Origin of the sequence: Methylomonas rivi, assembly GCF_024505165.1 — a bacterium.
Taxonomy (GTDB): domain Bacteria; phylum Pseudomonadota; class Gammaproteobacteria; order Methylococcales; family Methylomonadaceae; genus Methylomonas; species Methylomonas rivi.
In genome coordinates, this window is sequence record NZ_JANIBK010000036.1 from 1 (window position 1) to 25,602 (window position 25,602).

Consider the following 25,602-nt stretch of genomic DNA (forward strand, 5'->3'; position numbering starts at 1 on the left):
GCGGCTGGACATCGCCGGCGCGCTGGCCGATGGCGAAGCTAGCGCCGAAACCCTGGCCGAACGCATCGGTGCCGACGCCGATGCGCTTTACCGCTTGCTGCGGATGTTGGTGGCGATGGGCGTGTTCGAGGAAGTGGCCTCCATACGTTTCAAAAACAACCGGCTTTCGTCTTATCTGCGCCCGGATCATCCCCACAGCGTTCGCGCCATGGTGCTGATGCACAATTCGCCGGAAATAAGCCGCTCGTGGTTCGAGCAATTGGAGCAGGGTGTGCGTGGCGACGGCGTGCCTTTCGAATTGGCGCACGGGCAGGCGTTTTACTCGTATATGGACGGCAACCCGGAATTCGATGCGCTGTTCGCGCAGGCGATGGATAGCGTGGAAGCCTTGGCCGGCGATAGCTTTGTTACCGATTTCGATTGGTCGTGCTTCGAACGCATCATCGATGTCGGCGGTTCCAAAGGCGCAAAATCGCTCGCCATTCTCAAACGCCATCCGCATCTCAAGGCGCTGGTGGCCGACCGCGAACAGGTCATCCAAGGCGCTGCGCAGTTCTGGAAGGAAAAGGGCGAGGGCGCCGCGCTGCAACGCATGAGCTTCGAAGCCTGCGACCTGCTGCAATCCGTACCCAAGGCGCGCAGTGACAAGGATATTTACCTGCTGAGTGCGGTGCTGCATGGCTTCGACGATAAAGCCTGTATCACCGCGTTACATCATGTCGCGGAAGCAGCGGCCGAGAGCGATGCCGCCATCGCCGTGATGGAGATGGTGATGCCGGACAAACGGGCTGACATGGGCTTGGCCTCGTTCGACATGCAAATGTTCGTCAACACCCGCGGCCGGGAACGGACGCTGGCCGAATGGCGGCGGTTGTTCGATCAAAGCGCGGTGGTGTTGCAGGAGGTGGTGGGCTTGCAGACGTTCGGGAAAATACTGGTGTTGCGGGCGGCTCACTGCACCAGTTCCTTACCTTGCTCTCGCGCCTGAAGGCTGCGTGCTTTTGGACGAAGTTATCCATGTTTGGTGCTGTGGAGAGAGTATTCAATGTTTACCGAATTACGTTGGGATGCCGAGTTTTTGATCCATTTGATGTAAAGCCAATTTATACCCGCTTTTGCGTATTGGCCAACAGCACGTTGACGGCGTAGGCGACGACAAAAACGCCTACCGGGACGGCTTGCGGCGGAACCGGAAACGGCAGGGTCAAACTGACCGGCAACAGATACAGCGCGCCCAGAATCAGGTAGAGGCTGTAGCGGTGTGCCATGGGACTTGGGTAATCGAAATTGATCTGGCTGATCTTGCGCCGTACCAGCCCGCGTAGCCGCGATTAGTGAAGCGTAATCGTGGGAATGTTAATTTCCCTCATAAGAGATATTTTGACCTCGTTTACGCTTCACTAATCGAGGCTACATCATTTGGTGTTTAAACCAATAAGCATTTGCATTAACTCAAGCGAAAATCTGAAATGCAGTAGCCACAGCAATTGACCGGACTTGATTTTTCTCGCGTCGCATTTCCACTAAGCCATAATTCGACATGGTTTTCAGGGTACGAGACAGATTGCTCGGTTTTCTACCGGTAATAATGGCCAGAGATGAAATTGATTCCGGATGGGTTTCCTGAATAATTTTCAGTAGCGCCCGGTTGTCGTCGCTCAACACTTCCGCAGGCGAGCGCATTGACGTGAACCATATTTTGGGCTCTGTCGGTTCCGGCTTGTATTCACCTTTGGCAATAGCCAGCACTCGTTCCCGCATTTTTTCCTGTGCGAAGAAGTCCATTAAAAGTTGATAGGTATTTTGAAATTCATAAGGCTCGCCTTGGTCGCAGATATGCCGGTGCTTGTGGTCATAGGCTAAACGCTATCCGGCAAATCTGAATTTCTTCGGCAGCTTGACGGCATGGGCATTGTCATAACCCAGGATCCGTTTGCCATACGGTTCATGTAAAGTCAGGGAGTAATGTATACCATGCGGAATCTCATTATGCCTTAACTATTGAAATTGGATAGCGCCCCCGACCGGCGGGTTTTGGCCGCTATCCGTCTATCAAGACCCGTCGGCAGTCGCATCCGGCAGACCATGAACAAATGATGGGATCAAACATCACCCAAAAATTTAAAAAATAATTGTCCAGTTAATCCTGTTTGTTTCGTTATTTAAGTAACGGCGGGCATGCAGCCTGTCATTTGCTTAAAACAAAGGAGATGAACATGAAACAAGCTGTATCGGGCGGGTCGCGTCGCAATCAAACTGTATTCGCCTTAATCCTGCTGGCGGCAATGGAAATTTCCGCGGCCGACGAGGCGGTTATCGAGCTGGATATTCCGGCGCAACCCCTGGCCGCAACCCTGGACAGTCTGGCAAAAATCAGCCATATCAAACTCATCTATGCCGATGACACGGTGCAAGGCTTACAGGCCGGCGCCTTGAAAGGCAGGTTGAGCGTGCAACAGGCGCTGAAACAGGTATTGACCGAAAATGGCTTGCAATTCGAAGCCGTGGGCGAAGGCATGCTGGCGGTGAAAGCCGCGCCCAAGAAGTCGTCTTCCTCGCAAGATAATTCTATCTTCGAGCTGGGGGTGGTCATCGTTAGCGATCAGGCAGAGTTCAGTAAAAAACTGACCAGCCGCGATATCGCCACCTCGGTGGATGTGATGTACGCAGACAAAATCGCCGATCAAAATGTGTTGACGGCATACGACTTGTTTCACCGCATGCCGGGCGTGCAAATCACCCAGTTCGGCCAGGGTACCACCACCGGCAAGCTGTCGTTTCGCGGCTTCAACGGCGAAGGCCGGGTCAATGCGGTCAAATTGTTGATCGATGGGGTGCCCAGTAATACCAACGACGGCAATATGCCTTATATCGACGCCTTGTTTCCGTTGGATATAGAGTCCATGGAAGTGGTGCGCGGCACCAACGATCCGCGTTACGGCCTGCACAACATCGCCGGCAACGTCAATATCAAAACCTCCACCGGCGGCAATTATGTCAAGGGCCGCATGAGTTACGGCAGTTTCGATACCCACGATGTTCAGACCGGTTTGGGTTACGAGAAGGACGGCTTTTCGCAAAATTATCAAATATCCTACCGTGCCGGCGGCGGCTACCGGGACCATGCCAATTCCGATAAAAACAGCTTTTCCGGTAAATGGTTTTACACGCCAGAGGACAACAAATACAAAGTGGGGCTGAGCGCCCGCTGGAGCGAGTCCGGCGCGCAAGAGCCCGGCTATCTGACCTACCAGGAGCAACTGGCCGATCCGGTGCAATCCATGGCCAGAAACGCCACCGACGGCGGCAAGCGCACCGTGGGGCAGGTCAGCGCGCATCTGGACATCAATTTGACCGACGAGTTATTTTGGTCGAACAAGGCCTACGGTAATTTGTTCGACGATCAGCGGCTGGTCAGATTCGACGCCTGCTGCGCGCAGGTCAGCCGCAATCGCGATGAGGTGCAATACGGCGCCATCACGTCGCTGACCTACCATCCCACCATTAATTGGCTGGACGATTTTTCCATTGAATCCGGCTTCGATTTCGAACAACAGGAAAACAAATATTTGCAGTTCAGGACAGACAACGGCATAGCGCGCGCACCCGCCAGCTTTGCCAACATCCGCAACGACGAGAAATGGAACTTCCTGATTTACGGTGGCTACGTGCAAGCGGTGATCAAACCCACCAAGTGGCTGAAAATCACGCCGGGTTACCGGGCCGACCAAGTGGACGGTAACTTCAGCAACTTTAGGCCCACCGTCTCGGGCGATTTTCCGGTCAACGATTACGGCACCATCTCGCAGCCGAAAATCGGCGCGGTCGTCACGCCCGTCGAGGGCTATAGCCTGTACGGCAACTGGGGACGCACCTTTCAGATCGGCGTCGGCAGCGCCACCTTCAGAAACCTCAATGCCGCCAACGTCAAGCCGTCGATCAACGAAGGTTGGGAAGTGGGTTTCAAACTGAATCCGGTGGATTGGGCCGAGGCGCGGGTAGCCTATTGGGTGCAGGACGCCACCAATGAGTTGAGCCGGAATCTGGCCAGTGCCGAGTCGACCTCCGTCGGCGCCACCAAGCGGCAGGGTGTGGATATCGAGGCCAAAATCAGTCCTGTCGAACGGGTCGGTATTTGGGCCGCTTATTCCCTGCAGGAGGCCGTGGTGAAAAAAGCCCCGCCGTTCGTGCAATTTTCCAGCGAATATGCGGTAGGCAACCAGATCGTCAATACCCCCAATTACCTGTTTACCGCCGGTATCGATTATCAAGTTACCCCGCAGCTGCGTTCATCGCTGTGGGCCAGCGGGCAGGGCAATTTTTATGTCGACCAGGCCAATCGGCGCGGCAAACACGGCGAATACGCGCTGCTGAATCTGGATTTGGGCTATCAAGTCACCAAGGAAGTGGAGTTGCAGTTCCAGGCCAAAAACCTGACGGACGCGCAACGGGATTACTTGTGGTTCGATGAAACCTTCGGCAGTATTGCGCAAATAGAATATTCCCCCGCCGACGGCCGCGCGTTTTACGGTGCCGTCAACGTCAAGTTCGACTATTAAGCGATGAGCGGCGATGCCAAACGCGCTGCGCGCCGCCGGTGGCTGGCAGTGCATCTGTATTTGGGTTTATCGTTGGGGGTGCTGCTTGCCGCGGTTGGTATCACCGGCGGTTTGCTGGTGTTTTATCTCGAACTGGACGAGATACTCAATCCCGAATTGGTGATTGTGGAGCCGTCGGCGCCACGCTTACCGTATCAGGCTATTTTCAACGCCGTCCGCCAGGCCGAACCCACCCGACCGAACGGCTGGCGTCTGGAAATTTCGCAAGACCCGCGCCGCATGGTTACCGCGCGCTATTACAAACCGCGGGAAACAGAACACATGGGGTTTGCGCCCTTGATGCTGTCGATTCATCCGCAGACCGGCGAAGTGCTGAAACAGCGTTTTTGGGGCCAATTCGCCATGACCTGGATTTACGATTTGCATTACACGCTGTTATTGGGGGCGCCGGGTAAGATCGTTATGGCGATAGTCGGCGGCTTGTCGCTGGCGTCCTTGTGCAGCGGACTGTATTTGTGGTGGCCGTCGCCGGGCAAATGGCGCTCGGCGCTGAGTTTTAAGCCCAAGGCCGGCAAGGAACGCCTGACGTACGATCTGCATAAAGTCGCCGGCGCATACGGCTTTATCGCGATGCTGGTGCTGGCTTTAACCGGTGTTGCCTTGGAGATACCCGAATACGTCAATCCGCTGATCGGCTTTTTTTCGCCCTTGCAAACGCCGCCCAGGCCGCAATCTCTTTTGCCGGCGGCGATGCGGCCGGTCATCGCGTTGGATAAGGCGGTCGCTATCGCGCAAACGCAATTTCCGGGAGCCGAGTTACGCTGGATAGAAACCCCGGAGGATGCCGCCGGTAGCTATCGCATCAATCTGAGGCAAGCCGGCGAACCCGGCCGGCGCTTTCCCAAAACCAATGTCTGGATAGATCAGTATTCGGGAAAAGTTCTGCGGGTGAACGATCCCATGGTCTTTTCAGCCGGCGATACCTTGATTCAGTGGCTGCATCCCTTGCATAGCGGCGAAGCCTTCGATATGCCGGGCCGATTATTGGTGCTGGCGACCGGTTTGAGCTGTCCGCTGTTGTTTGTCACCGGCGTGATGCGCTGGCGGCAAAAACGCGGCGTTTACCGCCGGCGAGCGGCGGGCAGGCCGGGCAACGATTCGCGTGCCTGAGTTGCAATCAACCCGATTGGATCTTCTATCGGCGGGCCGGCATCGGCCCGCCGCTGCTTTCGCCATGCCGAACGGCGATTTTTGTTCTTACAAATTATAAAATAATCATATTTACCGCTGCGGCAGGCGGCTGTTAACGATGCCTGCTTTATTTTGAGCTGTCCGCAATGGATTTAAATCCATTTAAATTCAAGTTCTTATAAAGCATTGGCAATGAGTTTGCACTTAAAAGTGCCGGGTATCAAGTATTTGAGTGTATGAAATTAAAAAAAACTATCATACAATTGCTGCCGAAGTACCGCTCCTCGATGTGCCAAGCCCGAAGGGCTGGGCGGGGGATCAACTGTGCGGGTGAAAATGGGCGTGGTGGGCATAGTGAAGCTCGGCGATTTTTACCGGAATAAGGTTAAGCGCGCTATGCCGGATACCGGTTTCGGCGGCGAGCTTTTCGGTAAGGGTGCGGATTTGCTGGGTCAAGCCGCGTAGAAACAAGGTTTCCAGGCAGTCGTTATGATCGAGATGAACACGCATCGATGAAACCACCAGATCGTGGGCTTCGTGTTGCAGATGGGTTACCCGTTCGGCCAGATTACGCTCGTGATGGTTATAGACAAACGAGAAGGTGGCGACGCTGTATAGGGTCTGATCTTGATCCAGACGCCTGGTTTCGATTTCTTTGCGGAGTAAATCCCGAACCGCTTCGGAGCGATTGTTGTAACCGCGCGCTTCGATCCAGCGATCGAAATCCGCGGCCAATTCGTCGCTGAGAGAGATAGTAAAACGTTCCAAGGGTGGGCTCCTGTTTTTTATTGTTATCGGTGGGGCGGAATTATAACGCAACGCTTGATTAAGCTCGCCGGTCGGGCTGAAAGCGCGGCGGGTCCGATTACCGATTTAAAATTTTGTTATTAGGGGCGTACATGCAGGCTGGAGACTATTTACACGATCATTTCGGCAAAACAGTCATTCGCATCCAGGTGGCGATAGCTTTTATATTGTTGTTGCTGTTGCCCGCCGCCAATTTTTTCTATCCTACCGATTACAGCCTGAAAGCCGGTATTCATGGCGTCAGTGCGATTTTGGCCATAGTTGTCGGCACCTATCTGACTCACCGGGCCATTCCCTTGATCAAAGGCATGCAGGTCAGGTTGGAATCGTTACGCCATTGGGTATTGGCCGCTACCCTGTTAAATTTGGCCGGCGCCGTCAGCGGCAACTGGATTTACATGCGCTATCGCGGCCAGGACGGGCCGCGCGACTGGATATTGGCTCGCGTCCCCAATTTTCATAACGTACTGATGGAGTTCAAGGAATTCGTTTCCTTGTTCCCGTTCCCTTTAATGTTGGCAGCCGCTTTCATGCTCTATTACTACGGCATGCCGATGCAGTACCGGCGCGATATCGGCCGCTTTGTCGGCGTTACCATTCTGATTTCGTGGAGCTTTTTATTGCTGGGTTTCGCGGCTGGGCTGGTATTGGCCAAATTACGCTTTGTTTGACAGGAGAGAAAGGTAATGCAAAACGAATCCGGCGCGCAAAAACTTTACTCCGGCCCGTTGGTGGCCGCCAGCCTGTCGCTGTTGCTGGCCTTTTTGACTTTAATGGTCAGCCACCATATTTCCAGGCTGACCAAGGAACTGGACAAAATGGTGCATGCCTATGGGCACTGGATACCTGGGTCGACCGGCAGCGGTCCGGACGGCAGTATCGGCTCTTACTCCGGCAAGGAGACTCTGGCGCTTGGCGTCTGGCTAGCCAGCTGGCTGATTTTTCATTTTTTATGGCGCAAGCAGGATTTGTCCGTGCGGGCCTGGACCCGGTTTTTCGTAACCGGGTTGGTGCTGATTACCCTGGGATTTTTCCACCCCTTGTCCGACCCTATCGTCTTGTTTATCGCCGGACTGTTCGGAATACATTAGATTTTTTATGAAAAAGATTGCGTCTAAATCCTTGGCGGCTTTATTGCTGTCAGCCGTCAGCCTGGCGGGCCATGCCGAAGGCGTACTGCTAAAATCCGACCCCAAAAATAATGCCGAAGTGTCGAATTTCGACGGCACCATAAAGCTGTGGTTTAACGGTAATGTCGGTAAGCGTTCGCCGTCGGTCGTCGTCGTGGACGCTAAGGGGAACCGGGTCGATAACGCCGACCCCCGTCTGGTGCTAGGCGAACGCCACCGGCTGACCGCGACCACCAAACCGCTACGCCCCGGCCCCTATGCCGCGCGTTACAGGGTCATTACCGAAGACGGTTTGATCGTCAGCGGCGTTTTGAAATTTTCCATTGCCGATACAGCCGGAACAGCGGAGGCGAAGCCATGAAAACGACGCGTTTTTTCCTGATGTTTACCCTGTTGCTCGCCGCGCTCGGCCAGGCGGATGCCTCGGTGCCGCTGGGCGGTAACCGCAAAGGGGCGGACGGCAGTTACGACATGTACGGCTGCATGCAAAGCAACGACTATTACGTGGTCAATTTCGCCGCCTATCAGCTTGGCCCGAACCAGGCCACAGGCAGCAAAAACCTGCCGGAAGCCGAATGCGTCGATCTGCCGGCAACAGGCAAAACCCAAGTGTCCATCGATTTGCTCGATCTGGATGTGCGCAAAAAACCGGTGGCGCTGAAAATTTTGCGCGAAGACGGTCAAACGATCGCGGAGTTGCCGATGGCCGTCGTCAAACAGGGCGTACTGTCGACAACGGTGGATTTCAAAACCGCCGGCAAATATCGGGTGGTGCTGACTGTCGACGATACCGATTTGCATACGCAACTCGAAGTCAGCGCCCTGCATATCCCGCTCAGCGTGGCTTTGGCCGCCGAGCAAAGCGGTGGACAGAACGGCTTGCTGGTACTCTCCGTCATCATCGGCATCCTCGTTGCCGCTGCGGCCTACTTCGTGCCTCGGCTGCTCAAACCGCAACCGCTCGAGCCGTAAAGTAAACAGTAGCTTTCATTACGGGAACCCAGTATGAGACCAGCATTTATCAGACTCTGCCCGGCTTTGGCCGCGACTATTTTATTGACGGCCTGCGCCGGCCAGTACCCGCATGAACAAGACCCTACCGGCTACGCGCCGGGTTTGGGCGAAATCATGGCGCAAAGCGCGGTCAGACACGCCAAGCTGTGGTTTGCCGGACAGGCGCGTAACTGGGAACTGGCGGCTTACGAAGTGGATGAATTACATGAGGGTTTTGAGGACGCCGCCAAATATCACCCCACGCACAAGCATATAAAACGGCCGCTTCCGGAATTGGTTGCTCAATACATGGATCGTCCGCTGGCCGGGCTTGAACAAGCCATTAAAGACAAGGATATACAGGCCTTTACCGCGCGCTACGACAATTTGACCGCGGCATGCAACGCTTGCCATCAGGCAACGGATTTCGGCTTTAACCGAGTGACTCAACCCAGCTTTAACCCGTTTGCCAATCAGGTGTTTCGGGGTATCGAATTGATATTCGACCTGGCTTGTGTGAGTCGCTACGGCCGGATTCGACAGGCTTCCGGGGCTTGGCCGATATTGGCAAGCATAAACAGCCGGATTTTTTGAAACTCAATCAGCAGGTTTTAACCATGAAAGCGTCATACGGTTTTTTAGCATTGTCGATGTTTTTAGTGCTCAATGCCTGCGGCAACGCCAATCAAATCAACGCCAGCAGCATGAAAACGGCGCATAAATCGGCGACCTGGATCAAGGAACATCTGCCGGCAAACCAACGGGTCGAATTCGAAACGGCGTATTGGGCACTGCGTAAGCAGCTGAAGGACGATGCGGCGTTTCTAAAAGCGCTGGATAAAAAAAACGCGGTGGATGTTATCGAGTTGGCAAAATCCCATTTTGCCGCCGGCAAAGCCGCGGGAGCCGCCGACCTGGCGGCATACGACAGTTGGGAACAGATGATAAGCCGTCAAATCGAGCAGCGCGGCCTACAGGATCCCGGCTCGGTCGATCCCAAGGACAAAAAGGGCTATCCGCGTGTCGATTACAAAATGCACGCCATGTAAGCGGTTTTTTGCTTGAACCTTTACCACCAAAATCAGGAGGCGGAAATGACGAACAAGGCAAGATTTTTTCAATTACTCGGTTTGGCAAGCATGGCAAACCCGCTTATTGCCGATGCCCACCCTTGGCACAATCCATCCGAGGCTATCGGTTTTGTCGGCGGCATGATTCATCCGTTAACCGGTTCCGACCACATTATCACCCTGTTGGTCGTGGGCTTTTGGCTAGCCCGCGGCACCGGATGGGCGATCGCGGCCTTGCCGCTGCTGTTTGTGGCGTTGATGATAATCGGCGGCGGTTTAACCCTCATCCCCATCGAGATTGCCCATGCGGAAAATATCATGATCCTTTCCGCCACCCTATTAGGGCTGATGTTGCTTTCCAGATATAAGGTTTCGCCGCTTATGGCCGCGTTGGTTGTAGGTAATCTGGCTTTATTTCACGGGTATGTGCATGCCTACGACATTTGGTTGGACAGCGATGCCATTGCCTACACCGCGGGATTTGCGTTGTCGACGCTGATGGTAATCGCCGTTGGCGTCAGCATCAGTAAAGCGTTCGAACGTTTGGCGCTTCAAAACGATAGTCCTTTTAATAGCCGATAAGCATTCGGAGCGGTCAATCCCGCCAACGCCGGAATATCAATGCCACATTCATACAAATCAAAGGAGCCTGAAAATCAGTCAGTAATTTCACCCAACCGCTAATCACCAAATACATCCATTAAAATAGAGTTAAGTTATGTCATTTAAAAAATTTTTTATCGCTTTCGTCCTGTTTTTTGCAATGTTCGGTTTGTCCGCTTCAGCCTTTGCCAAGGAGTCTCATAAAAGCGTACCTGAGGTATTGAAGGAAGTGGACGCCAAAATTCAGGTTGTCCTGGACGCGATTCCCGCCGGCGATCCTCAACAAATAGCATCCTTGATTAAGGATGTTGCGGAAAACGCCAGCGAGCTCAGCGCTAACTATAAATTCGAGTTCGAACGCGACAAAGTCGTGCTGAAAATGAAAAAAGCCAGGGAACTGGCGAAAAAATCCGATTTTGCCGGCGCCGAGAAAGAAATAAAAGACGCCCGCGAGGGATTTGCAAACCTGAAAAAATACATGTAACAGCAGGTTTAGCGTAACGAACATACAGCCAGGGCATCATGCCGTGGCTGTATACCCTTTCCAAGATTCTTTAAACGCATCGAAGTTGCCGAGCCCTCGGATTTGCAGTTCCTGGGCGTTGCCAATATGCCTGAATCATCCCAAAGCCGGATTTTCATTTGCGAAAAATCCGAGCATCGATTTGCAAAACATAAGCCGGCAACCAGGAATCAACCTGGAAAAATCAGTTAAGCATTCCAAACACCGTTCGTCCGAAGCCCAGTCGAAGGGTGAGCTGGGTTTGGAATGCTCACCCAATGGGTAAGGGGGCCGTGAAAATCGCTCATGCTTCGCCGGTTAGGCATACGCCAAGACTATATTCCCAAGCTGGAGCTTGGGAATAAGCGTAAACAGCGGCTGTTCCTTGTTAACGCCATGCGGACTAAGGGCGCCTGCTTCGCTCGGCATGAACGGTTGCCGCACTCGCCAACTGATTTATTTAGGACCAACTCATGCGATTGTTATTGCTGGAAGACGATGCGCTACTGTCCCGCGCGCTAAAAATGGATTTAGAGAAGGCTGGTTATGTCGTCGATAGCGTTCAGGACGGCGAACTCGGCGAATTCATGGGCGCAACCGAACACTACGACGCCGCCATACTTGATCTAGGCTTGCCTAAACTGCCGGGGCTGGAGGTGTTGAAACGCTGGCGTCTGGCCGGCAATGCGATGCCGGTCATCGTCCTGACCGCGCGCGATGCCTGGCACGAGAAAGTGGACGGCTTTAAAGCGGGTGCCGACGACTACCTGGGTAAGCCCTTTCATCCCCAGGAATTGCTGGTGCGCTTGCGGGCTATCATGAAACGGGCGCATAGCTTCAATCAAGCGAGCCTGAAGCTGTTGGGCGTCGAGCTCGACGAAGACGAGCAGACCGTCGCGGTCGATGGCGGGCCGGTTTATCCGCTGACGGCCATCGAATTCAGATTGCTGCGTTATTTCATGCTCAATGCCGGCAAAGTGCTCAACAAGGCGCAACTGGGCGAGCATATATACAACGAGTCGGCTGAGCCGGACAGCAACGTGATCGAAGTGTACGTGAAACGCTTGCGCAAAATTGTCGGCGGCGATCTTATCCAAACCCGCCGGGGGCAAGGCTACGTTTTCGGCGCAAGGCCATGATGCCGTTACGGAAACGCTTGGGCCGCGGCCTAAGCGCGGTGTTGTGCGCGGTTTTCGTGGTGCACTGGTTCGCCGCCGACTGGGTAATCCGGACGGTCGCCGAGAAGCAGATGGCCAACCGGTTGGCCGACGACGGCTATTCGCTGATGGAAACCCTGGCCGCCGGCGAGGATGACCGCGTTACCTTCAACGGCTTGCGTATCAGCTCGGTGTACAGCCGTCCGCTGTCCGGCCATTATTATCAGATCAAGGTCGATACCCAGGTCTATCCTTCGCCTTCGTTGCTCGATTTTCCGCTGCAAACAATAGCCATCGGCCCGGAGCAATCCAGGGTCTATCACCTGAGCGGGCCGGGGCAGCGGCCCTTGTTGGTACTGGGGCTGGGCATGGTGAGATTCGGGCATAGGATCAACATCAGCATGGCCGAGGATTTGTCCGCCGTGGACCACGATATTACGGCGATACGCATCGCGTATTTCGGTCTCACCCTGACGATATTAATTTGTGCGCTCCTGCTGCTCGGCTGGGATGTCAAGCGCTCGCTACGGCCACTCATCTTGGTGGGGGGCGAACTCGAACAGGTCTCCAGCGGGCAGCGGCAACGGATCGACCCGGATGTGCCGGACGAGATCGTCCCGCTGGTGAAGGAAATCAATCGCCTGCTGGAATTGGTCGTGCGCCGTCTGCGGCAATCCCGCACGGCTATCGGCAATTTGGCGCATGCCTTGAAGCGGCCCGTGGCTATTTTGTTCAGCATGGCCGAACAGCCCGCGTTTCAAGACTATCCGGAACTGCGCCGGCAATTGCAAATTCAGAGCGAAATCATCCACCGTTGCATAGAGCGGGAACTGAAGCGGGCGCGGATTGCCGGCGATCCGCACGCGGCCGCCGCCTTCAATCCCAGAACGGAACTGTTCGCGCTAAAAAAGATTTTGCGTTCCATTTACAGCGAAAAGCGGTTGGATATTCAAATCACCGCGCCGGACCAGCCGATACATTTTGACCGCGAAGACATCATGGAGCTGTTGGGCAATTTATTGGACAACGCCTGCAAATGGGCCCGGCAAAGGATCGATGTCGAACTGGAATACGCCGACCCACTGGTTATCCGCATCGCGGACGACGGTCCCGGATGCGGCGAGGCCGATGCCGGCGCCCTGATTCTGCGCGGGAAAAGGCTCGACGAATCCGTCCAGGGTCACGGACTCGGCTTGTCCATCGTTTGGGATATCGTCGACTCCTACCAGGGCCAATTAAGCATAGGCCGCAGTAAATCCTTGGGCGGTTTCCTGGCTACGGTGTATTTGCCGCGGCATCGATAATTTCCGGAGCCATCGCCGACGATGGCCGTTTTTTCAGCTTCGATTCAGGCTGCTTGGTTAAATTAGGCAAAGATTTAGCACAGCAGCGCGTTCTCTCGGCGGCATGCCGGCGGGTAGAAGTTCCGATTGAGCGGCGCTTTCAATTTCAGTCGCCATGAGGAAAAAAATGAAGCGGAACAAACAGGGGTTCTTATCGGTTTTGTTGTTGAACGTAATCGTGCACTGCGCGGTAGCGGAATCGGCCAATCCGGACAAAACAGGCAAGCAGAACGACAATAACCCCGAGGCCCTGCCCAGCGTGGAAGTCGAGGAAAGCGTCCATAAAGCCGAGACCTTTTCCGGCTCGACTTCCGTGATCGATAAGGCAACCTTGGAACGCGACCAGGTTTTCACCGTCAACGAAGCCTTGCGCAAGGCGCCGGGCGTCTACGTGCGCGACGAGGAAGGCTTCGGTCTGCGGCCGAATATCGCCTTCCGCGGCCAGAACCCCTTCCGTTCCACCAAGGTGCTGTTTCTGGAAGACGGCATTCCGTTCAACTTCGCCCCTTACGGCGACAACGACATTTACTACCACCCGCCCATCGAACGCTACGACGGCATCGAAATGTACAAGGGCGCCGATTTGACTCAGTTCGGCCCGCAAACCATCAACGGCGCGGTCAATTATCTGACGCCGAAAGTGCCGGTCGAACCCGGTGGCTTCGTCAGCTTTATGGGCGGCAACCGGGATTACCGTAACGGCCACCTCCGTTACGGCGGCATGGCCAAGAATGTCAACGGCCTGGACGCGGTGGGCGGGGTGGTCGATTACATTCATAAGGAAGGCATGGGAAACCGGGACAACACCTTCGCTCAGGTCGACGACGCCAATCTGAAAAGCATCATCGATTTCGACGCCCGCAACCGCTTGACCTTGCGCGGCGACTTTTACCGCCAGGACGAGCAAGGCGCGGCCTTCGGCTTGACGGAAGCGGAATACCGCACTATAGGGGCGCGCTACAATCCGGACAAGAATGCCAGTTTTATTAACGACCGCTGGTCTACCTCGGCCACCTACGAGCATAGCTTCAATAACGATGTGACGCTGGAAACTAGCTTTTACTGGTCGTCCTACGAGCGTAATTGGTGGCGGCAGCAGAATGAGTTTCCCACCGAGAATCAATGCCAAGCGAGTTATCCAGCTTACCAATCCAATCGACTAAACGGTATTCCCATCGATATGGACTTATGTGCTTATAACGTCGGCCGCAAGCGTAATTACGAAACCTGGGGCGTGGCGCCGACCTTGCACGCCAAGCACGATTTGTTCGGCATCGAAAGCCAGTTGGATGCCGGTTTCCGCGCTCATTTCGAGAACCAGCACCGGGAAATGATCAGGGGAAATTCGCCCAACGCCCGGGACGGCCAGTTGTTGGAAAAAAACGATCGTTTTGCCGATGCCTATTCGGGCTTCGTGCAAAACAAGTTCATTTGGAACGACTGGACGCTTACGCCGGGCGTCCGGGTCGAATCCGTCAGCTACGAGCGCAAGAATTTGTTAAACGGCACGGCGGGCCAAAGCAGTTTGACCGAAATCTTGCCGTCGTTCGCGATGACCTACAGCCCTATCGATGAAGCCACTTTGTTTTTCGGTATTCACCGCGGTTTTGCCCCGCCCAGGGTAGAGGACGCCGTTTACAACGATACCGGAGGCTCCGCGGAAATCGGTCCGGAAATCAGCTGGAATACCGAGTTCGGTATCAGGGCAAGACCTACGGCCGGCGTCAAAACCGAGTTGACGTATTTTCACAACGACTTCGATGCCCTGACGGTATTGGGTACGGTCGGCGGCGGTACCGTGCCGGTGGCGCAAGGCAAGGCCTTGTACGAAGGCATCGAAATGATGGCGCGGGCCGATTTCGGCGATGTGCTCAACTGGACGCACAATCCTTATGCGCAGATCGCTTATATGTGGTTGCCGACCGCGGAGACCACGGAGGCATTCCGTTGCGTGCCTTTGTCCAGCGGCGCGCTGCCGGCTAGTTGCCCGGGGGGTAATGTGTTCGGCTCCGCGGCGGGCAAGCGGGCGCCGTATGCCCCGGAAAGCCTGTTGGCCGCAACCTTGGGTTACTCGCATCCCAGCGGTTTCGATGCCCATTTGGAAGCGGTGTTCGTCAGCGAACAATATGCCGATTTCATGAACTTGGAGAGCGGCACCGATCATCCCGATGGGCCGAACAGCCTCAACGCCCGCACCGGTACCTACGGCAAAATCAACGATTACGTGGTGGTCAACTTCACCACCTCGTATAAGGTACGGAAGGATTTGACCTTGTACGTGTCGATGAAAAACATGCTGGACAACACCTATATCGTTGACCGGGTGCGCGGTATTCAAGCCGGCATGCCGAGATTGGTGCAGGCCGGCTTCAAATACGAATTTTAACCAGGGCCTGTTGGAAATGGATAGTTCAGCGTGGGTTAGGAAGCGGTCTCAATATTAGCTTCCTCTTTTCGAGGTTATCGTAAAGGGTAGGCCGGAATAAGTCTGTCCGGCGTTAGCCAAGGCGGATATTTCCGGCAAGTATTTGATTTTGCCGGAAACATCAGATTCCTCTATCGCTCCATCGAATTTATCCCAGTCTACCCTTTGGCTTTGGATAAAAACAATCGTAGGGTCATGATCAATGGTCTGCCGGCCGCTACCGCGATCGTCAGGACAGCCCGTGAAGCCGGGTTAAAACACCTTGTCGGCGGTCAGGGGCTTCGAATCATAAGCAGTAAACATTCATCTCTTTCCAGTGACTGTTAAATGCCATATCGGAATGCTGAATATGTTGAGCCCATTTACCGATGAATTCCTGCAAATCCTGCGCTTGCCAATTGTCATGCTCTATTTTCGCTGTTATGGCTAGCAATTGTTCCAGCATCAGTTCGTGTTCCTTGGCATGACTTTTGGTCGAATGAAAGCCTGTGCGATACATTAAGCTTTCTTCTTCAGCGAAGTGCGCTTTCACATGCTGCTGTAATTCGGACAGGGTTTCCAACAAGGTGAGTTTATGCGGAGACGAGAGTAGTTTTTCCGCCAGTTCAAAAAAATCCTTATGCTCCCGGTCTATTTTTTCGTCGCCCAGCGCGTAACTGTCCTGCCAGACGAAATGCACCATGCCGCCGGGCGATGCGGGTTTTACAAAGCTATCCAGCCTATGTTTGGCCAGATTGTCCGGCGTTTTAGTCAACGGCTTTTTGTAAACGAAGCATTGTCTGGCCGCGTGATAGGCATTATCGGTATAAAAATTGGCATACATTTGGGTTAATTCGAATTTCCGATAAGCGGCCAAGGGTTTGCTGATTTCATCGATACAGCGGGTATTGGCTTTATCGGTCAACAGTCTTTGCAATTCGGCCGGATTGCCGACATAGGTGTCGACCAGATGTTTGACTTGGGCAGTAAAAATCGAATGTTGTTTATCCAGCACTTTATCGACCAGGCCTAGTTGCCAGGCTTTTTTGGCGCTGATGGGCAAGCGCTGTTCGGTTAATTGCGTGGCCGCGGTTTGGCCGACGCGTTTGGGCAATAAATAAGTCCAGTATTCGGAACCGTACAGTTCGCCCATGTTTTTGTAATGCGGATTGAAAATCACCCCGTCCCTGACCACGACTTTATCCGGAGCAACGGCCAAAATCGCGCCGCCGGCGCCGGCGTTGCCGGAAATGGCAGCCAGCGTTAATTTATCCAGGGTGGTGATAATTTGATAAATCAGATCGTCCATGGCATTGATGTTTTGCCAGGATTCGTCGGCAGGGTCGTCCGCTGCTTCGATATGGTTCAGGTGGATGCCGTTGGACCAAGTGTCTTCGCCGCCCATCAAAACAATGGCTTTGACATTCAGGGTGGCGAGATGCCGATACACCGACAGCAGCCGTCGGCATTGCGCGGTGCTCATGGCGCCGTTATGAAACGGAAAATAAAGATAAGCCGCCTCGCCCAGCAACTCGTACCAGACCTCCTGGCAGGGCAGTTGCCGGCCGGGTTGGGTGTAATCAATCTCCAGGGTTTTGATGGGTTTGCTTAGCCAGCTTTGCAGACCGGACTGAGGTTTTGGCCAACAATCCCGCAAGGCTTGAGTAGCCGGCAGTTTGATGCCCTTGCCATCGGCCAGTTTGGGTTTTAAATGCCCGATCCAGATTGCGCCGTCAACGGTGGCGCGGCAAATGGCCTGATCGGTCATGGCGATAATTTCGCCGGGCTTGCCGCTTAGCTGGGTTTCCTTATGGGCATTGAACAGATAAAACGGTTGGCCGAACATTTCATCCAATACGCCGGGGCAGCCGTCGGCAGCATGAATATGTCCGAGAATGTCGTCGGTTTTATGTTTTTTCCAGTCAAGTTTACGCTCGCTTTGTTTCATCTGCGGGCGCAACTGACCTTTAATGCCCGGTTTGCTGTATTCCAAAGGTTCCGGTTGAAAGTTGGGCGCATCGAAATAGGTTAACGCCTCCCATAGGCACTCGACCGCCGCCTGAGTCACTTCGCGGTTAAACACGCTGCTTTTCGTGGCGGGACGTAAAGGGAAAGTTTTACTGGCCCAAATGGCGCCACTATCCATTTCATCGGCCGCTGCCAGCAATGTGACGCCCCATTCTTTCTCGCCCTGCTGTATCGCCCAGTCTAAAGACGCGGGGCCGCGATCGCCCTTGATGCCGGGATGGACGATCAGGCAGGGATAGTGCTGATAGATGGTGGCCGGTAGCCGCTTGGTCAGGAACGGGCATAGAATCAAATTGGGTTGAAAAAGCTGCACGCCTTCCAGCAATTGGGCTTCGTCACCCAGATGCAGTTCGACGGAAACCTCGTACCCGGCATCGTTCAGTTCGGTATAAAAGCGCTGGGTGAGTCCGGAAAATGCGGTGGAAATCAGTAATATTTTCATGTCAATCTCCTGAGTTGAGTGTTTGTTCCATTCGCAGCCAACGTCAACAAAGCATGGCCGTTGCATGTTTAAAGGTATGCCGAACGGTTATGCGATAGTCGAACCGCTAAAGCGTTGCCGGTAATTTTGCGGATTAACCCCCAACTGACGTATGAATGCGCGCCGCATGCGTTCCGAATCTTTAAAGCCGGTTTTTTCCGCGATTGATTCCACGGCGAGATCGCCGGTTTCAAGTAAAAATCTGGCGCGGTCGATGCGGGTTATTTCCACGAATTTGGCGGGCGTCATGCCGGTTTCGGCTGAAAAAAGGCGGGCGAAATTACGGGTGCTCATCGCCATGCGGGTAGCCAGGGCTTCGACATGTAAATCCTGATGGATATGTTCCATGATCCAAACCTGCAGATCCCGCAGATCCGGGCGATGGCTGGCTTCATTCGTCAAATAACTGCTGAATTGCGACTGGCCGCCGGGACGCTTCAAAAACACCACCAAATAACGCGCCACATATAACGCCAAATCCCGACCCCAATCCTCCTCCAGCAAGGCCAGGGCCAAATCGATTCCCGAGGTGATACCGCCCGAGGTGAAAATATGGCCGTCTTTAATAAAGATATAATCCGGCTCGACTTGAATGCCGGGGTAGTTTTTGGCAAGGGGTTGGCAAAAATCCCAGTGGGTAGTGGCTTTGCGGCCTTCCAGCAACCCGGCTTCGGCCAGTAGAAAAGCCCCGGTGCACACTGATACCAGGCGGCGTACCTTGGGGGACATGGCTCTAATCCAGGCAATCAGCTTTTCATTGTTTAACGCATTTTTTATGCGGCCGCCCGGAATCAACAAGGTATCGAACGCGGCGTTCGGAGCGTCGTAGATGTCTTCGGCCACGATCTGTAAACCCGACATTGTGGTAATCGGGCCTGGCGTTTCGGCAAGCAGTTTGAGGGTATAAATGTTTTGCTGGGTAATGCCTTGGTGGATCAGGCCCAGGTTGGCAAAATTAAATACTTCGAACGGGCCGGTAATGTCTAAAACCTCCACGTCCGGAAACGCCACGATGCCAATGGTTCTGGATTGATATTTAAAGCTATCGGGCTTGGAAAAACTGAAAGTCGTCATGGCGACACCTCTATGGCTGAGCGTGCTAACATCATGTCTAATTACCATGACTTATACAATGACAATCATCCCTCGTTTTCCGCCAGCCATTAACGTTGACGTTTTATGCTGTCGCGAAAGGGCTGCGGCCTAACTTTGCCTTCGAATCGGCTAAACTTTAACGCCGGGCTGCCCAGATGTTTGTTTGGGCCGATTTTTATCGATACTCATCTACTACATTAATCCCATGCCACACGATAATTCCACGAAAGCCATTGTTTACGCCTTTGCGGCAAATTTGGGCATCGCCGTTAGCAAGACCGGGGCCGCGATTTGGACCGGTTCCGGTTCGTTATTGGCGGAAGCGATTCATTCCTTTGCCGATTGCGGCAATCAGGTCTTGCTGTTTATCGGCATGAAGCGGGCGGAGCGCTTGGCGACGGCTAAACATCCGATGGGGTACGGGCGCGAATCCTATATCTGGTCCATGATGGTGGCGATAACCTTGTTTTCGGTGGGCGGCTTGTTTTCCATTTACGAAGGTTGGCTGCGCATGGGCGAACGGCATGAGGTGGAAAATGCCGGTGCGGCGATGTTGGTTTTATTGATCGCCGTGGCGCTGGAGGCGTTTTCGTTAAAAGGCGCTTTAAGCGCCTTGCAGGATGAAAAAGGCCGGCGCGGTTTGTGGCAATGGTTCAGGGAAACCCAGTCCAGCGAGTTGATGGTGGTGGTCGGCGAGGACTTGGCGGCCTTGCTGGGCTTGGTCATAGCCGCGCTGATGCTGGGTTTGACCATGCTGACCGGTAATAGCGTTTACGATGCGATGGGTTCGATCATGATAGGCATGCTGTTGGTGATTGTGGCCGCTTTGGTGGGGCGGGAAGTGCATTCGTTGTTGCTCGGCGAGGCGGATACGGCCATTCGCGATGCGGTACGTTCCTTTTTACAGCAGCAGCCCGAGGTGGTGCGGGTATTGAATATTTGGGCCATTAGTCACGGCAATCAGGTAATGGTTGCCGTCAAAGCCGAGTTATTGCCGGATTTGCGGGTGGCCGAAGCGGCGGTGGCGATCAATAAAATGGAGCAACAGATCAAATCCGCCCATAATCGTGTAAATTGGGTCTTTTTTGAAATCGATAATTCTGATTAAATGACCGGCAGATACTTAGGCCATTAATCCGCAGAGAATTAACATCTTGAACGTTGCTCAAAACCTCAAAACCCGCCTGTTTGCCGGCGCTTTTTTATTACTGATGGGCGGGTCCGCCTCCGCGCGTTACGCGGCGATCGTCATCGATGCCGATAGCGGGCGCATCGTACACGAAGTGGAAGCCACCCAGCGTTGGTATCCGGCTTCCCTGACCAAGGTCATGACGATTTATATGACGTTTGCCGCTATCGAAGCGGGCCGCTTGCAATTGCACGATACGCTGAGCGTGTCCGCGCACGCGGCCCGGCAACCGACGTCCAAGCTGGGTTTGCGTCAAGGCCAGACCATCAGCGTCGAGAACGCCATCATGGCCGTTACCACCCGCTCGGCCAACGATGCCGCCGTGGTATTGGCCGAACGGCTGGGGGGCAGCGAGTCGCAATTCGCCGCCATGATGACCCGGCAGGCGCAGAGCATGGGCATGTATAATAGCGCCTTTCAAAATGCCAGCGGTTTGCCCGACGAAGGCCAAATCAGCAGCGCCCGCGACTTGGCCTTGTTGTCCGCGGCCCTGATTCGGGATTTTCCGCAATACTATCGCTATTTTTCGGCCACCGAATTCGCTTATAAAGGCCGGGTTTTGCCGAACACCAACAAAATTTTGAAAACCTATCCCGATGCGGACGGCTTGAAGACCGGTTTTACCTGCGGCTCCGGCTATAACCTGATTGCGTCCGCCCGCCGCGGCGGCCGCCGCTTGATTGGAGTATTGCTGGGCGCGCACAGCAGTGCCGAACGCTTCCGGCAAATGGCCAACTTACTGGACCTGGGGTTCGAAAAATCCCAGCTGGGCGCCTACGGTATGCCGGTAGCCCAATTGCGGGACGCGAATTTTACGCCGCCGCCGTTTCAATTATCGTCCAATCGCTGCGCCGGCAGCGCCGAACAAATGGGGGCCGATTCCGGTTCCGTCCGTTCGGAACCCATTCTCATCAAGCCCGGCAAGTCTGCCCGTTTGGCCGACAAGAGGACGCTTAAAACCAAAAGTCCAAAAAGCCACGCGGCCAACGAGCATTGGACCGTCATGCTGGGCGATCACAGCCGCAAAATCGACGCCGATGTCAACCTAAAGCAAGCGCGCTATGCGTTGGGCCCGGCGGCAAAAACCGGCCAACCGCATGTGGTCAGGATCAAAACCAAGGGCGCACTGCTGTGGCGTACCGAGTGGATGAACTTGAATTCAACGCAAGCCAGGGATTTCTGCAAGAAATTACGGGCCAGGGGCCGGGATTGCACCTTGTTACCGGGTTAATGAGGCTATTTCCGGATTTGCAGGATTTCTTTTTTACCGGCATGAAAATCGATAATGCAGGCGGCTTTTAGTCTGCCAATGCTCATCGGCGAAATTCGCAGCCCAGTCGACGCCATCCGGGCGGTGGCGTAAACAGCAAAACAGAATGATTTGTTAGTTGTGTTTTTTTTAAATTATTGAATTTAAATTACTAATAATGCGGCGGCCGCTCATCGGCAATCTCGGGATTGCGTTCGGCTTGGGCCAGGCTTTTAATTTTGTCGTGCAGTAATTTGCAGGTTTCTTCCAGCTTGCCGATTTGTTTTTGTTGTTCGGCAACCACGCTATTGAGCGCTTGAACCAAGTCCTCTTGGTATGCTTGTTTGATTTCCAGCTCGATAATACGTTCTTCGCTCATGGCCTGCCGAGGGTGTATGGATGATAGGTATATTCTAATAGAATTTAGCTCGCAATTTTACCGGCCCGTTGACACGGCCTGAAAAAACTCGGCTATGATAGCTTCACCATCAACCACAGCGAGGATGCGACAATGACAACGATCACAGATCCGGTCATAGGCCGTTGGTATAAAGATTTTGAAAATAACCTCACCTTTAAAGTCGTTGCCATAGACAGTAAGGAAGAAACCATAGACGTGCAATATGCCAATGGCGATTTGGGCGAGTACGACAATGACGCCTGGTATGCGTCGACCTTTGACTATATAGAAGATCCGGAAGACTGGAGTGCGCCGTTCGACGACATAGAACCCGACGATTTGGGTTACAGCGACCCCGATAGACACGCCCGTCCGGATCAGGAAGATTTGGATATCAGCAATTTTTTGGATTGAGTAGCGTTTTATGAAAATGACCCCGCAACAATTTTTGGACTGGGAATCCAAGAGCATCACCCTGCTGGCCATGTCCGGAGCCGGCAAAACCACGCTGTCGAGCAAATTGCCGCGCGACAAGTGGTTTCATTATTCCGGCGATTACCGCATCGGCACCAAATACCTGGAAGAGCCGATTCTGGACAACATCAAGCAGCAAGCCATGGGCGTGCCTTTTTTGCGGGACTTGCTGAAATCCGACTCTATCTATATTTGCAGCAACATCACGGTTGAAAACCTGTCCCCGGTATCCAGTTTTCTGGGCAAAATCGGCGATCCCGCCAAGGGCGGGCTGAGTTTGGCGGAATTCAAACGCCGGCAGGCCCTGCATCATGAGGCCGAAATCGCCGCCATGAACGATGTCCCCGAGTTTATCCATAAAGCCGAAGCCATCTATGGCTATAAACACTTCATCAACGATGCCGGCGGCAGCGTTTGCGAACTGAATTGCCCGGAAGTGATAGAAAAGCTGGCTGAGCATACCTTGCTGCTGTACATCAAAATTCCGCCGGCGTTGGAACAAACCATCATCGAACGGGCTAAAAAAGACCCCAAGCCGCTGTATTACCGGCCGGAATTCGTCGATGAAAAACTGGCGCTGTTCATGCGAGAAAGAGGCTTTACCTCTACCGAGCAGATCGATCCGGACGATTTTGTCTGCTGGGTGTTTCCCGAATTGTTTAAAGCGCGGGTACCGCGTTATGAGGCGATTGCCGCGCAATACGGTTACACGGTCGATGGCGACGAAGTGGCCAAGGTTCGCGACGAAGACGATTTTATGCAATTGATTGCGCAAGCCATTGCGCTTCAGCAAAATTGAGCGGGTTATAGTAATGCCGTTAGTTGCTCATACCGATTTGCCGACCTTTCAACGCTTGCACGAGGAGGGCGAGGAAATTCTCACTCCGGAGCGCGCCAGCCATCAATGCATTCGCGAGCTGCATATCGGTCTGCTCAATATCATGCCGGATGCGGCCATGGAAGCCACCGAGCGGCAGTTTTTCCGCCTGGTGGGCGCCTGCAACCAGATCGCCCAATTTCACGTACATCCCTTTACCATAGACGGACTGGAAAGAAACTCCGCCGCTAGGGTACATATTCAGCGTTATTACGAAAGTTTCGAGCAAATCAAACGAGACGGCCTGGATGCGCTGATCATCAGCGGCGCCAATGTCACCCATGACCATTTGCAGGACGAAGCTTTTTGGCAGCCCCTGACGGAAGTGTTCGAGTGGGCCAAGCGGAATGTGACCTCCATCCTCTGTTCCTGTCTGGCCACGCATGCGCTGATTCAAAGTTGTTACGGCGTCGAACGCACCCGTCTACCGGAAAAACGCTGGGGCGTTTTCTCGCACAAGGTCGTGGACAGGCAGCATCCCTTAATAGCGGAAATCAACACCCGCTTCGATGTACCGCATTCGCGCTTTAACGAAGTATTTCGGGCCGACATGGAGAAGCACGGCTTGAGAGTGCTGGTGGTCAGCGATGAGGCCGGGGTGCATCTGGCGGTGAGTCCGGACGGTTTTCGCATCGTGTTCTTTCAAGGCCATCCGGAATACGACGACATCAGCCTGTTAAAGGAATATAAGCGCGAGGTGCTACGCTACTATAACGACGAGCGCGACGATTACCCGCCGTTCCCCGACCATTATTTCGATGCCGGCGTGCAAAAACTGCTGGCCGATTATGCCGGGCGGGTCATACTCGCCAAGGCGAAGGGCAGGCCGCTGGAACCCATGCCGGAAGCGCAAATCGTGCCCCATCTCGACATTACCTGGCGCGATTCGGCCAAAGCCGTATTTAACAACTGGCTGGGCAAGGTGTATCAAATCACCAACGAAGACCGGCGTCTGCCGTTTATGGACGGCATCGATCCGGAAAATCCGTTGGGGTTATAAGTGCACGCGGATTTTTTACGGCAGGCGGTCGATCTGGCTTGCGCCAATGTCGCCAATGGCGGCGGGCCGTTCGGCGCGCTGGTGGTAAAAGAACACCGTATTATTGCCGGTAGCGGAAACCGGGTTACGCCCAATCTCGACCCTACCGCGCATGCCGAAATCATGGCTATCCGGCTCGCCTGCCAACGCCTGGGCGATTTTCAGTTGGCCGATTGCATTCTCTACACCAGTTGCGAGCCTTGCCCGATGTGCCTGGGGGCGATTTATTGGGCGCGCCTGCAAGCCGTTTACTTTGCCCGCAACCGTTTCGACGCCGCCGCGGCCGGATTCGACGATAGTTTCATTTACGACGAAATTCCCAAATTACCGGCTGAACGGAATATTGCCATGCATTACATCGATTTGGCCGGGTCTGCTTCGCCTTTTCAGGCTTGGAACCGGCTGGAAACCAAGATTCGCTATTGAACGGAGCGGGCCGGATGGCGCGATCCGGCCCGCCGGACCAACGTTAGTTCTCGTTTTCCGCGCTGGAAAGGCTGCTATCCTGCCCGTTTTGTTCGCGCTCTATCTTGGGCGCGGCGGCATTCTCGCTGATTTTAACTAGCCAGCCGTCCTGGCCTATGCAGTCGCCTTCTGCGGCCTTGGCTTCGATATGGATACGGGCATAGCCGTCCCGTAATTCCGCCGGCAGTTTGGCGGTGACGTAGTAAAAAGTCTTTTTGTCGTCTATTTCGACCTTCAGCGGAATTTTTTTGGCGCTGGCGCCGATGTGCAGGGGGTCGGCATTGCGGTTGATGTGAAAGGAGATCTCGGTTTCCGGCTTTACTTCGGAATTGGGAGCGGGAGAGAAATCCCTGAACTTGGGTTTGACGCATTTTTTTTCCGTTTCCTCGGCGGGCGTAATTGCCGAAACCAGGGGGGCGAAAGCCAAGCCGGTCAATAGGATGGCACTTTTCCAGGATGTGGATAATTTCATAGCGGGCCTCTTGATGTTGTTTTTATTATGTTTTTCCAATCCAACTTTAATCAGTTTTTTCACACAATTCAATC

At 54.0% G+C, this 25,602-nt stretch carries 27 protein-coding genes; 20 read left to right on the forward strand and 7 right to left on the reverse strand.

The genetic code is table 11. The features are described from left to right. A partial coding sequence (locus tag NP596_RS08940; RefSeq protein ID WP_256614973.1) for a methyltransferase occupies positions 1-988 on the forward strand: 988 nt, incomplete at its 5' end. 115 nt (positions 989-1,103) lie between these two features. Here the strand turns inward: NP596_RS08940 and NP596_RS08945 are convergent. Both NP596_RS08945 and NP596_RS08950 read right to left on the reverse strand, forming a co-directional pair. Beyond that, positions 1,104-1,268 carry a hypothetical protein gene (locus NP596_RS08945; protein ID WP_256614974.1) on the reverse strand — a complete coding sequence of 55 codons (165 nt, stop codon included), beginning with the start codon at positions 1,266-1,268 and terminating at the stop codon, positions 1,104-1,106. Between the two features lie 184 nt (positions 1,269-1,452). Beyond that, positions 1,453-1,785, reverse strand: a complete 333-nt coding sequence (locus tag NP596_RS08950) for an HVO_A0114 family putative DNA-binding protein (protein ID WP_256614975.1) — start codon at positions 1,783-1,785, stop codon at positions 1,453-1,455. 431 nt (positions 1,786-2,216) lie between these two features. On the opposite strand from NP596_RS08950, the gene NP596_RS08955 reads away from it, so the two are divergent. Next, positions 2,217-4,559 carry a TonB-dependent receptor gene (locus tag NP596_RS08955; RefSeq protein ID WP_256614976.1) on the forward strand — a complete coding sequence of 781 codons (2,343 nt, stop codon included), beginning with the start codon at positions 2,217-2,219 and terminating at the stop codon, positions 4,557-4,559. 48 nt (positions 4,560-4,607) lie between these two features. Beyond that, the gene (locus tag NP596_RS08960; RefSeq protein ID WP_256614977.1) at positions 4,608-5,729 is read left to right on the forward strand and encodes a PepSY-associated TM helix domain-containing protein; all 1,122 of its coding nucleotides are present in this window, start codon (positions 4,608-4,610) and stop codon (positions 5,727-5,729) included. A gap of 339 nt (positions 5,730-6,068) precedes the next feature. Here NP596_RS08960 and nikR read toward each other — a convergent pair whose 3' ends face one another. Continuing rightward, a complete protein-coding gene (gene nikR, locus NP596_RS08965; protein WP_256614978.1) occupies positions 6,069-6,518 on the reverse strand; it encodes a nickel-responsive transcriptional regulator NikR in 450 nt (149 codons plus the stop codon). 131 nt (positions 6,519-6,649) lie between these two features. Here nikR and NP596_RS08970 point away from each other — a divergent pair, with 131 nt between their 5' ends. The 11 genes from NP596_RS08970 (at position 6,650) to NP596_RS09020 (ending at position 15,741) form a co-directional block, all read left to right on the forward strand. Next, on the forward strand, positions 6,650-7,228 hold the full coding sequence (locus NP596_RS08970; protein WP_256614979.1) for a hypothetical protein: 579 nt from the start codon (positions 6,650-6,652) through the stop codon (positions 7,226-7,228). 15 nt (positions 7,229-7,243) lie between these two features. Further along, positions 7,244-7,648 carry a hypothetical protein gene (locus NP596_RS08975; protein WP_256614980.1) on the forward strand — a complete coding sequence of 135 codons (405 nt, stop codon included), beginning with the start codon at positions 7,244-7,246 and terminating at the stop codon, positions 7,646-7,648. Positions 7,649-7,655: 7 nt separating this feature from the next. Then, entirely contained in the window at positions 7,656-8,048 is a 393-nt protein-coding gene (locus NP596_RS08980) for a copper resistance CopC family protein (protein ID WP_256614981.1), read from the forward strand. Continuing rightward, positions 8,045-8,659, forward strand: a complete 615-nt coding sequence (locus tag NP596_RS08985) for a hypothetical protein (RefSeq protein ID WP_256614982.1) — start codon at positions 8,045-8,047, stop codon at positions 8,657-8,659. Before NP596_RS08980 ends, NP596_RS08985 begins: the two co-directional genes overlap by 4 nt. Positions 8,660-8,692: 33 nt before the next feature. Further along, a complete protein-coding gene (locus NP596_RS08990; RefSeq protein WP_256614983.1) occupies positions 8,693-9,274 on the forward strand; it encodes a hypothetical protein in 582 nt (193 codons plus the stop codon). 23 nt (positions 9,275-9,297) lie between these two features. Further along, positions 9,298-9,729 carry a DUF6694 family lipoprotein gene (locus tag NP596_RS08995; RefSeq protein WP_256614984.1) on the forward strand — a complete coding sequence of 144 codons (432 nt, stop codon included), beginning with the start codon at positions 9,298-9,300 and terminating at the stop codon, positions 9,727-9,729. Between the two features lie 45 nt (positions 9,730-9,774). Beyond that, positions 9,775-10,332, forward strand: coding sequence for a HupE/UreJ family protein (locus tag NP596_RS09000; RefSeq protein ID WP_256614985.1), 558 nt, complete (start codon positions 9,775-9,777; stop codon positions 10,330-10,332). Between the two features lie 136 nt (positions 10,333-10,468). Further along, positions 10,469-10,837: a hypothetical protein gene (locus NP596_RS09005; RefSeq protein ID WP_256614986.1), complete on the forward strand. Its 369-nt coding sequence runs from the start codon at positions 10,469-10,471 to the stop codon at positions 10,835-10,837. Between the two features lie 491 nt (positions 10,838-11,328). Further along, positions 11,329-11,994: a response regulator transcription factor gene (locus tag NP596_RS09010; RefSeq protein ID WP_256614988.1), complete on the forward strand. Its 666-nt coding sequence runs from the start codon at positions 11,329-11,331 to the stop codon at positions 11,992-11,994. Beyond that, positions 11,991-13,316 (forward strand): sensor histidine kinase, encoded by a 1,326-nt coding sequence (locus tag NP596_RS09015; protein WP_256614989.1) that lies wholly within the window; start codon positions 11,991-11,993, stop codon positions 13,314-13,316. Before NP596_RS09010 ends, NP596_RS09015 begins: the two co-directional genes overlap by 4 nt. 166 nt (positions 13,317-13,482) lie before the next feature. Then, entirely contained in the window at positions 13,483-15,741 is a 2,259-nt protein-coding gene (locus NP596_RS09020) for a TonB-dependent receptor family protein (protein WP_256614990.1), read from the forward strand. Between the two features lie 325 nt (positions 15,742-16,066). Here the strand turns inward: NP596_RS09020 and NP596_RS09025 are convergent, their stop codons facing one another. Both NP596_RS09025 and NP596_RS09030 read right to left on the reverse strand, forming a co-directional pair. Then, positions 16,067-18,229: a hemerythrin domain-containing protein gene (locus tag NP596_RS09025; RefSeq protein WP_256614991.1), complete on the reverse strand. Its 2,163-nt coding sequence runs from the start codon at positions 18,227-18,229 to the stop codon at positions 16,067-16,069. Between the two features lie 87 nt (positions 18,230-18,316). Beyond that, a complete protein-coding gene (locus tag NP596_RS09030) occupies positions 18,317-19,342 on the reverse strand; it encodes a GlxA family transcriptional regulator (RefSeq protein WP_256614992.1) in 1,026 nt (341 codons plus the stop codon). Positions 19,343-19,568: 226 nt separating this feature from the next. Between NP596_RS09030 and NP596_RS09035 the strand changes: the two genes are divergently transcribed. Then, entirely contained in the window at positions 19,569-20,471 is a 903-nt protein-coding gene (locus NP596_RS09035; protein WP_256614993.1) for a cation diffusion facilitator family transporter, read from the forward strand. A gap of 46 nt (positions 20,472-20,517) precedes the next feature. Further along, positions 20,518-21,783 (forward strand): D-alanyl-D-alanine carboxypeptidase family protein, encoded by a 1,266-nt coding sequence (locus NP596_RS09040; protein WP_256614994.1) that lies wholly within the window; start codon positions 20,518-20,520, stop codon positions 21,781-21,783. A 190-nt stretch (positions 21,784-21,973) separates the two neighbouring features. Here NP596_RS09040 and NP596_RS09045 read toward each other — a convergent pair whose 3' ends face one another. Next, the gene (locus tag NP596_RS09045; RefSeq protein WP_256614995.1) at positions 21,974-22,180 is read right to left on the reverse strand and encodes a SlyX family protein; all 207 of its coding nucleotides are present in this window, start codon (positions 22,178-22,180) and stop codon (positions 21,974-21,976) included. A gap of 132 nt (positions 22,181-22,312) precedes the next feature. Here NP596_RS09045 and NP596_RS09050 point away from each other — a divergent pair, with 132 nt between their 5' ends. From NP596_RS09050 to NP596_RS09065, 4 genes are read left to right on the forward strand one after another with little or no spacing between them, the layout of a single operon-like run. Next, entirely contained in the window at positions 22,313-22,615 is a 303-nt protein-coding gene (locus NP596_RS09050; RefSeq protein WP_256614996.1) for a DUF6763 family protein, read from the forward strand. 10 nt (positions 22,616-22,625) lie between these two features. Next, a complete protein-coding gene (locus tag NP596_RS09055; protein WP_256614997.1) occupies positions 22,626-23,474 on the forward strand; it encodes an ATPase in 849 nt (282 codons plus the stop codon). A 13-nt stretch (positions 23,475-23,487) separates the two neighbouring features. Further along, positions 23,488-24,552, forward strand: a complete 1,065-nt coding sequence (metA, locus tag NP596_RS09060) for a homoserine O-succinyltransferase MetA (RefSeq protein ID WP_256614998.1) — start codon at positions 23,488-23,490, stop codon at positions 24,550-24,552. Next, positions 24,553-25,017, forward strand: coding sequence for a nucleoside deaminase (locus NP596_RS09065; RefSeq protein WP_256614999.1), 465 nt, complete (start codon positions 24,553-24,555; stop codon positions 25,015-25,017). It begins immediately after the preceding gene. Positions 25,018-25,060: 43 nt separating this feature from the next. On the opposite strand, the gene NP596_RS09070 is transcribed toward NP596_RS09065, so the two are convergent. Then, complete coding sequence (locus NP596_RS09070; protein WP_256615001.1) at positions 25,061-25,528, reverse strand: hypothetical protein; 468 nt, start codon at positions 25,526-25,528, stop codon at positions 25,061-25,063. Positions 25,529-25,602 lie beyond the last annotated feature (74 nt).

Coding starts and splice junctions, on each gene's coding strand:
- NP596_RS08945 (WP_256614974.1), bottom strand. CDS start 1,268: ATGGCACACCGCTACAGCCTCTACCTGATTCTGGGCGCGCTGTATCTG.
- NP596_RS08950 (WP_256614975.1), bottom strand. CDS start 1,785: ATGGACTTCTTCGCACAGGAAAAAATGCGGGAACGAGTGCTGGCTATT.
- NP596_RS08955 (WP_256614976.1), top strand. CDS start 2,217: ATGAAACAAGCTGTATCGGGCGGGTCGCGTCGCAATCAAACTGTATTC.
- NP596_RS08970 (WP_256614979.1), top strand. CDS start 6,650: ATGCAGGCTGGAGACTATTTACACGATCATTTCGGCAAAACAGTCATT.
- NP596_RS08975 (WP_256614980.1), top strand. CDS start 7,244: ATGCAAAACGAATCCGGCGCGCAAAAACTTTACTCCGGCCCGTTGGTG.
- NP596_RS08980 (WP_256614981.1), top strand. CDS start 7,656: ATGAAAAAGATTGCGTCTAAATCCTTGGCGGCTTTATTGCTGTCAGCC.
- NP596_RS08985 (WP_256614982.1), top strand. CDS start 8,045: ATGAAAACGACGCGTTTTTTCCTGATGTTTACCCTGTTGCTCGCCGCG.
- NP596_RS08990 (WP_256614983.1), top strand. CDS start 8,693: ATGAGACCAGCATTTATCAGACTCTGCCCGGCTTTGGCCGCGACTATT.
- NP596_RS08995 (WP_256614984.1), top strand. CDS start 9,298: ATGAAAGCGTCATACGGTTTTTTAGCATTGTCGATGTTTTTAGTGCTC.
- NP596_RS09000 (WP_256614985.1), top strand. CDS start 9,775: ATGACGAACAAGGCAAGATTTTTTCAATTACTCGGTTTGGCAAGCATG.
- NP596_RS09005 (WP_256614986.1), top strand. CDS start 10,469: ATGTCATTTAAAAAATTTTTTATCGCTTTCGTCCTGTTTTTTGCAATG.
- NP596_RS09010 (WP_256614988.1), top strand. CDS start 11,329: ATGCGATTGTTATTGCTGGAAGACGATGCGCTACTGTCCCGCGCGCTA.
- NP596_RS09015 (WP_256614989.1), top strand. CDS start 11,991: ATGATGCCGTTACGGAAACGCTTGGGCCGCGGCCTAAGCGCGGTGTTG.
- NP596_RS09020 (WP_256614990.1), top strand. CDS start 13,483: ATGAAGCGGAACAAACAGGGGTTCTTATCGGTTTTGTTGTTGAACGTA.
- NP596_RS09025 (WP_256614991.1), bottom strand. CDS start 18,229: ATGAAAATATTACTGATTTCCACCGCATTTTCCGGACTCACCCAGCGC.
- NP596_RS09030 (WP_256614992.1), bottom strand. CDS start 19,342: ATGACGACTTTCAGTTTTTCCAAGCCCGATAGCTTTAAATATCAATCC.
- NP596_RS09035 (WP_256614993.1), top strand. CDS start 19,569: ATGCCACACGATAATTCCACGAAAGCCATTGTTTACGCCTTTGCGGCA.
- NP596_RS09045 (WP_256614995.1), bottom strand. CDS start 22,180: ATGAGCGAAGAACGTATTATCGAGCTGGAAATCAAACAAGCATACCAA.
- NP596_RS09050 (WP_256614996.1), top strand. CDS start 22,313: ATGACAACGATCACAGATCCGGTCATAGGCCGTTGGTATAAAGATTTT.
- NP596_RS09055 (WP_256614997.1), top strand. CDS start 22,626: ATGAAAATGACCCCGCAACAATTTTTGGACTGGGAATCCAAGAGCATC.
- metA (WP_256614998.1), top strand. CDS start 23,488: ATGCCGTTAGTTGCTCATACCGATTTGCCGACCTTTCAACGCTTGCAC.
- NP596_RS09070 (WP_256615001.1), bottom strand. CDS start 25,528: ATGAAATTATCCACATCCTGGAAAAGTGCCATCCTATTGACCGGCTTG.